Below are 1,414 nucleotides of genomic sequence, written 5' to 3'. Positions count from 1 at the left end.
TCACTGTTGTCCGGTAAAAATAAAAAATAGAATTAAAATGGGGTTTGTGTTAAATAGAAGCTTTTTTTGGTAAATATTGAAAAACACACCCCCTCAAGTTTTAAAAAGCGATAATTGGTAGTTTTTCACTTCGGCAGCATATCCAAGGATAGCTTTTTCAGGATTTACGAGGAATTTAATGATATCGATATATGTTCCAAGGTGCTGCCTGATAAGACCGGCAACGTTAGCGAACGACCATTTGTTTTTCTTTAGCTTATCAGCTTTATCTTTTACTATTTTGACCAATAAATCTGCTATTAGCGTACACCAAAGCTGTATTTTAATGGCATTTTGATTGTCTCCAAGGAAATTATTAAGCTGAAAATTTTGCTTGACCCGCTTGAATAATAGTTCAATTTGCCACCTCCTTCGGTATATACCTGCTATTGTTAATGCGTTAAGTTCCATGTTATTGGTGAGAAATTGGAATTCCTTACCAGTTTCTTCGTCATGATAAGTAATCAGCCGGGCTTCTTGCAAGGGCACCTTTTTCGCTTTTTCCGGATTGCCTAACAGGATTTTTTTATCACTACGTACGCCATGAGTAGTCATTTTTTCACTTATTGGCCTCTGTTCCACACATTCCCATCTCGCTCTTTTATTTAGCCGGGTTACCCAGGTAATACCTTTTTTCGTCCATTCAGCCATCGGTTTATAGCTGTTGTAGCCTTTATCCATGACAATTATAGAGCCTTTAGGCAAATCTAACTTAGGCATTACCGTCTTGTCGTTAGTTGAGGCACTGGTAATGTGAACAAAGCAGGGAACATTATCTTTTGCCCTGATCATAACATGGGCTTTAACACCACCTTTCTTTTTTCCGTTGGCCTTTGCATTTCCGCAAGCCTTAAAAACCTCCGAGAACAACGTTACTGTTGTTGAATCGACAATAAATATCTTATTAGACAGCTTGCATTTAGACAGGCTGTCCGGTAAAACTCCAAAATGATATCGGAACAATTCATGATATAAATCCCTGAACAAATCAGCCGAACGTCGCTCATTGGCATCTGCAAGGGTGCTCCGGCGCGGCGTATGCACCATTCCCAGGTGATTTAACCGATGGGCATTTACCTGTATACCTGTTATCAACTCCCGAAGTGATGTGCAATGATGAAAGCAGCAAAAGAGCATAGTCACCAAGTGATCATATGCTTTAAATTTCTTACAATAGTGATCTGAATTATGCTTGCGTGTTAACTGATCAACTTTAGCTCGTGGGATGTAAGAAAGTAATTGATTAAATATCGGCTGTCCGGTAAAAAATGTACTTTTGGGCATAGTTCAACTTTTGAGTGTGGTAATTCAAAATTAAACTATGCAGGGGTTTTTATGCCCCTGTTTTTTTTATCCGTTTACCGGACAACAGTGA

General features: G+C 38.8%; 1 protein-coding gene. It reads right to left on the bottom strand.

The features are described 5' to 3' along the window. Nucleotides 1-93 precede the first annotated feature (93 nt). Nucleotides 94-1,323, bottom strand: a complete 1,230-nt coding sequence (locus NAF19_RS30470; RefSeq protein WP_252794248.1) for an IS4 family transposase — start codon at nucleotides 1,321-1,323, stop codon at nucleotides 94-96. Nucleotides 1,324-1,414 lie beyond the last annotated feature (91 nt).

Origin of the sequence: Mucilaginibacter flavidus (assembly GCF_024055575.1) — a bacterium.
GTDB lineage: Bacteria > Bacteroidota > Bacteroidia > Sphingobacteriales > Sphingobacteriaceae > Mucilaginibacter > Mucilaginibacter flavidus.
Note: the sequence above shows the minus strand (reverse complement) of the source record. Positions and strands in the feature narration are given on the sequence as shown.

Bases quoted from the DNA above. Each gene is read 5' to 3' on its own strand.
- NAF19_RS30470 (WP_252794248.1), bottom strand. From the start codon at position 1,323: ATGCCCAAAAGTACATTTTTTACCGGACAGCCGATATTTAATCAATTA.